This is a genomic window from Amycolatopsis ultiminotia, assembly GCF_039536925.1.
In the GTDB taxonomy this organism is placed as follows: Bacteria; Actinomycetota; Actinomycetes; order Mycobacteriales; family Pseudonocardiaceae; genus Amycolatopsis; species Amycolatopsis ultiminotia.
Genome location: NZ_BAAAZN010000022.1, coordinates 145,352 through 151,351, shown reverse-complemented (window position 1 = coordinate 151,351; position 6,000 = coordinate 145,352). Strand labels below are relative to the sequence as shown.

Sequence of the window (6,000 nt, the reverse complement as noted above, 5' to 3'; positions counted from 1 at the left end):
CGAGGATTCTCCAAAAACAAAAAAAACTCTACTGGCTTAGTTCACTAGCACACTGTTGAGTTCTCAAGCAACACACCAACAACCAACCCACAAACGAGCCAATCGCCAGCATTGTTTCAAGCTTTTGTTTTCCGGAGACGACCCGGGACCCACTCTGAAGCTCAAGGCTTCCTCAGTGGCCGGTTCAGGTCCGGAAGTTTTGGGACCACCCACTCTACCACTACTGTGGGAGCTTGGTTCGTGGCCCCTGGCGGCCGCCCGGTTTCCCTGGCGACGAAGAGAAGATTACACACCTCGCAACAGCCCGCGAACAGGGGGGTCCCGTTTTCCGCGTCAGCCGTCTGACCTGCACCGATAGCACGCGGTGCGGACAGGACGACCAACCCGGCCAGTCGCGGCGCCAGCCCACCGGACCACCGCCCTACAGCGCCGCAGCACTGGTGCAGCACCGCAGCACCGCAGCACCGCAGCACTACAGCACCGCCGCAACACCCACAGCCGGTCGACGTGCGACCGGCGGTCAGCCCGGTTCGGGCTCGCCGTGGGTGGCCGTCACCGTGACGGCCACGAGAAGGGCCGCGATCACCGCTGTCACGTGGATGGGTGCCGGGCCGAAGGAAGCGGCCAGAGTCAGTACCGCGGCCACCGGGAAGCCGATCGCGATCGGGCGGCATTCGTTGGTCGGGCCGATGTGCAGCAGCCAGACGCTCAGCAGGAACACCGCGACCGGGATGGTCACCGCCAGCGCAGTCGCGGTACCGCTGATTTCCGTGTGGTGGCTGTCGAAGCCGACCGCCAGTTCCAGTCCCGCACCGACCGCGGCGGCAGCGGAGAAGATCAGGTAGTGCCCGTACCCCCAGCTCATGGAGGTGAACAGGGAGTTGCCGCGGATCAGGCGTGCGTGTCCCGGCTGGTCGAAGTACAGCCACCACATCGCGAACACGAGCACCAGGCCGGCCACCGCGAGCGACACCAGATCGCCGATGTGCTCGCCCGAAGCCAGGCCCTCCTTCACCGCGTTCGTCGCGCTCAGGACCGTTTCGCCGAGCACGATCAGGGTGAACAGGCCATAGCGCTCGGCAATGTGGTGCGGATGCCAGGTGGTCCCGGCGCGGAGTTCGGCCAGCACGGGCACCAGGAGTTCCAGCACCACGAGCACGAAGAACCCGATCAGGCCGGCCGCTCCGGGCAGGGCGAGCCGGGCGATCCACAACACCTGCACGATCGTGATGCCGACGGCGTAGAAGTACGCGGTGCTCCGCGTTTCCGGTGCCTGCCGGGCCGCGCGCAGCCACTGCACGACCGCGGCCAGCCGCAGCAGCACGTAGCCCGCGACGACCACGTCGTAGTTGCCCTCGAACGCCCGGTCCACCCCGGCCGCGACGGTCAGGCCGCCGGCGATCTGCACCAGCGTCGCGATCCGGTACGGCACGTCGTCGGTGTCGAAGGCGGACGCGAACCAGCTGAAATTCAGCCAGCCCCACCAGATGGCGAAGAACACCATCGCGAAGCTGAGTACCCCGGATCCGGCGTGCCCTTCGCCGAGTGCGTGGTGCAGCTGGGCCGCGGCCTGGCCGACGGCGACCACGAAACACAGGTCGAACAGCAGCTCCAGTGGTGTGGAAGCGCGGTGCTGCTCGCTCTGGCTCCGCGGCCGCATCGGCCGGTACCACACCCGGATCCGCTTGTCCGGCAACGATTCGTGGGCCATGCACGCTCCCCGTGTCCGCTTGCTTCCGGCCCACATCCCAACATGCTGCGTGGTACGGCGCGAGCGCGACATCCGGAGAACCACAACCCAGGAAAACGGGCGGGCCCGGCTCCCCCTCTACCAGGCCCGCCCCCTGCCTTCACCGCACTCGGACACCACCCGGTGGCGCTCCCGGCGGTCGCCGTACGGTCCCCCGCGGACGCCGACGATCCTCTGCCTGGGAGGTGACCTTGGGTGTCCATTCCCCGTAACTCCGGACTCCCTCGGCCGCCCGGCCGATCGACCCATCCCCGGTCGACCGATCGAATTGCCACTGTAGGTAGCGAAAGTGTCGTTCTGAAGGCTCCACAAGGTCTACCCGGTTGCTCTGAGTAGCGCCAGGGCCTATGGACGCGTGTCACTCGGATGGAGCATCACCCAGTGGCGGAAAGTAGTTTACTGATAGTGCACGGTGAGAGTGATCAGCTCACTCTCCGCTGGTGCACCTCCGCACGCTGCCGCCCATCCGCACTCGCGGAATTCGTACCGCGGCGCTCACCGGACCGCCGTTGCGGGTTCGCGCCGGGTGTGCGGAGCCGGCCGGGGACGGCGCCGTGGATCGTGCCCTCAGGTGTTCGCGGTGATTCCGCGGATGCCCTTCAGCTCACCGATGAGCATCGAACTGACCTTCACCGGGTAGTCGTAGAGCGCGAACACCGTCTGGTTCCGGCCGACCAGCTTGAGGTGCACCGGCGTCTCGCCCTTGTGCGCCAGCAGCGTGGACTTCAGCTCACTGACCACCGATTGGTCGATCTTCTCCGCGGCAGCCAGCAGGACCAGCGGCGGCTCCTCGTCTCCGGAGCCGATCTCCGACAGGTCCAGTGGCACGAGACCGCCGCCGAAGATCGACATCTTGTCCTCGCGCCAGTTGACCCTGCCCTTGACCAGCACCGCGTTGTCCTCGACGAGGTCGGCCCCGAACATCGAGTACGCCTTGGCGAAGAACAGCACCTCCACCGCGGCGTCCATGTCCTCCACGGTGCAGATCGCCCACGGCTCGCCCTTCTTGTTCACCCGCCGTTCCAGCGAGGTGAGCAGGCCGGAGATGACGACCTCGCCCTCCTTCGGCGGATCGGCCAGCAGTGCCGCGATCGGCTTCGGTGCGTGCTTGCGCAGGATCCGCTCCGCACCGTCGAGCGGGTGGGCCGACACGTACAGGCCCAGCATCTCCCGCTCGTAGGCGAGCAGCTGCTTGCGCGGGTACTCCTCCTCGCCGAACTTCAGGTGCGCGAGCGGGGACGACGACGGCGCCGCCTCGGCCGCGGCGTCCTCGGACCCGTCGCCGAACGAGCCGAACAGGTCGAACTGGCCCATCGCTTCCTGGCGCTTGAGCGGCACGACCGCTTCCACCGCGTCCTCGTGCACCTGGATCATCGACAGCCGGGTGTGCCCCATCGAGTCGAAACCGCCCGCCTTGATCAGCGATTCGATCACCCGCTTGTTGCAGGCCACCAGCTCCGATTTGTCCAGGAAATCGGTGAACGAGGAGTACTTCCCCTTCTCCTCACGGGTGGCGATGATCGACTCGACGACGTTCGCCCCCACGTTGCGCACCGCGCCGAGACCGAACCGGATGTCGTCGCCGACGGCCGCGAACCGCATGGCCGATTCGTTCACGTCCGGCGGCAGCACCTTGATCCCGAGCCGGCGGCACTCGGAGAGGTAGACCGCCGACTTGTCCTTGTTGTCCCCCACCGACGTGAGCAGCGCGGCCATGTACTCCGCGGTGTAGTTCGCCTTGAGGTAGGCGGTCCAGTACGCGATCAGGCCGTAGGCGGCGGCGTGCGACTTGTTGAACGCGTAGCCGGCGAACGGGAGAATGGTGTCCCACAGCGCCTTGACCGCCTCCGGGGAGAATCCGCCCGGCACCTGCCCGCTGGCCCGCATGCCCGCCTCGAAGCCCTCGTACTCCTTCTCGAGGACTTCCTTCTTCTTCTTGCCCATCGCGCGCCGCAGCGTGTCCGCTCGGCCCATCGTGTAGTCCGCGACCTTCTGCGCGATCTGCATGATCTGCTCTTGGTAGACGATCAGGCCGTAGGTCTCGGCGAGGATCTCCCGCAGCGGTTCCTCCAGCTGCGGGTGGATCGGCTTGATCTGCTGCCGGTTGTTCTTGCGGTCGGCGTAGTCGTTGTGCGCGTTCATGCCCATCGGACCGGGCCGGTACAGCGCGAGCACCGCGACGATGTCCCCGAACCCGGTCGGCAGCATCCGGCGCAGCAGGTCGCGCATCGCGCCGCCGTCGAGCTGGAACACGCCGAGCGTGTCACCGCGGCCGAGCAGCTTGTACGCCTCCGGATCGTCGAAGCCGAGCCGGTCGAGGTCGATCTCCGCACCGCGGTTGGCCTTGATGTTGGCCAGCGCGTCGCCGATGACGGTGAGGTTGCGCAGCCCGAGGAAGTCCATCTTCAGCAGGCCGATGGCCTCGCACGACGGGTAGTCCCATCCGGTGATGATCGAACCGTCGTCGCGCTGCCACACCGGGATCGCGTCGGTGAGCGGCTCGCTGGACATGATCACCGCGCAGGCGTGCACGCCGGCGTTGCGGATCAGGCCCTCCAGCCCGCGCGCGGTGTCGAAGATCGTCTTGCACTCCTCGTCGGTCTCGACGAGCGTGCGGACCTCGGCGGCCTCGGCGTAGCGATCGTGGTTGGTGTCCACGATGCCCGACAGCGGGATGTCCTTGGCCATGATCGGCGGCGGCAGCGCCTTGGAGATCTTGTCCGCGATCGAGTAGCCCGGCTGGCCGAAGTGCACCCGCGCGGAGTCCTTGATCGCCGCCTTGGTCTTAATCGTGCCGAAGGTGATCACCTGGGCGACCCGGTCCGCGCCGTACTTCTCGGTGGCGTAGCGGATCATTTCACCGCGGCGGCGGTCGTCGAAGTCGATGTCGATATCGGGCATCGACATCCGCTCCGGGTTCAGGAACCGCTCGAACAGCAGCTTCTGCGGGATCGGGTCGAGGTTCGTGATGCCGAGCGCGAACGCCACGAGCGCACCCGCGGCGGACCCACGGCCGGGGCCGACCAGGATGCCCACCTCGCGCGCGTGCTGGATGAGGTCGGCGACGATGAGGAAGTAGGCGGGGAAGCCCTTCTGCTCGATGACGCCGAGCTCGTACTCGCAGCGCTGCTCGTAGCCGTCCGGGATGCCGTCCGGGAAGCGCCACTTCAGGCCGTCGGCCACCTGGTGCCGCAGCCAGGACGCCTCGTCGTGGCCGGTGGGCACGTCGAAGACCGGCATCCGGTCCTTGTGCGCGTAGACGTCCTCGTAGGATTCGACCCGCTCGGCGACCAGCAGCGTGTTGTTCGCCGCGCCGGGTACCTCCTTGTCCCAGTACTCGCGCATCTCGGCCGCGGACTTGAGGAAGTAGCCGTCCCCGTCGAACTTGAACCGGGTCGGGTCGTTCAGCGTCTTGCCCGCCTGTACGCACAGCAGCGCGGAGTGCGTGTCCGCCTGGTCCTTGGTGACGTAGTGCGAATCGTTGGTGGCCAGGGGTTTCAGGTCGAGCAGTTTGCCGATCTCGAGCAGGCCCTCGCGCACCGACCGCTCGATCGGCAGGCCGTGGTCCATCAGCTCGAGGAAGAAGTTGTCCGCGCCGAAGATGTCCTTGTAGTCCGACGCCGCCTGGATCGCGGCCTCGCGCTGGCCCAGCCGCAGCCGGGTCTGCACCTCGCCGGACGGGCAGCCGGTGGTGGCGATGATGCCCGCCGCGTTCTCCGCGATCAGCTCCCGGTCCATCCGCGGTTTGCGGTAGTACCCCTGGATCGATGCCAGTGACGACAGCTTGAACAGGTTCCGCAGGCCGGTCGCGTTCGCCGCGAGCATCGTCATGTGCGTGTAGGAACCGGCACCGGAGACGTCGCCGCCCTCACCGAACTCGTCCGAGCCCCGCTGGCTCGCCTGTCCCCAGAACACCGGCTTCTTGTGGAACCGGCTCTCCGGCGCGATGTAGGCCTCGATGCCGATGATCGGTTTGAGGCCGTGCTTCTTCGCGGTCTGGTAGAACTCGTCGCCGCCGTACATGTTGCCGTGGTCGGTCATGCCCACCGCGGGCATGCCCAGCCGCGCCGCCTCGGCGAAGAGCGGGCCGATCTTCGCCGCACCGTCGAGCATCGAGTACTCGGTGTGGACGTGCAGGTGGACGAAAGAATCGTTCGACACCAGCGAAAACCTCCCCTAGGCAGACGGCTTCCCGGCTACTGCTGCGGCGTGGCACGGGCTGGTTCACCCTAGTCCGCCGCACCCGGGTC

2 protein-coding genes are annotated in these 6,000 nt (G+C 67.0%); both read right to left on the bottom strand.

Annotated elements, in window-relative coordinates; genetic code table 11:
- Window positions 1-520: 520 nt before the first annotated feature.
- Complete coding sequence (locus ABD793_RS36275; protein WP_344867928.1) at window positions 521-1,711, bottom strand: low temperature requirement protein A; 1,191 nt, start codon at window positions 1,709-1,711, stop codon at window positions 521-523.
- Window positions 1,712-2,317: 606 nt separating this feature from the next.
- The gene (dnaE, locus tag ABD793_RS36270) at window positions 2,318-5,911 is read right to left on the bottom strand and encodes a DNA polymerase III subunit alpha (protein WP_344867927.1); all 3,594 of its coding nucleotides are present in this window, start codon (window positions 5,909-5,911) and stop codon (window positions 2,318-2,320) included.
- Between the last annotated feature and the right edge of the window lie 89 nt (window positions 5,912-6,000).

Coding starts and splice junctions, on each gene's coding strand:
- ABD793_RS36275 (WP_344867928.1), bottom strand. CDS start 1,711: ATGGCCCACGAATCGTTGCCGGACAAGCGGATCCGGGTGTGGTACCGG.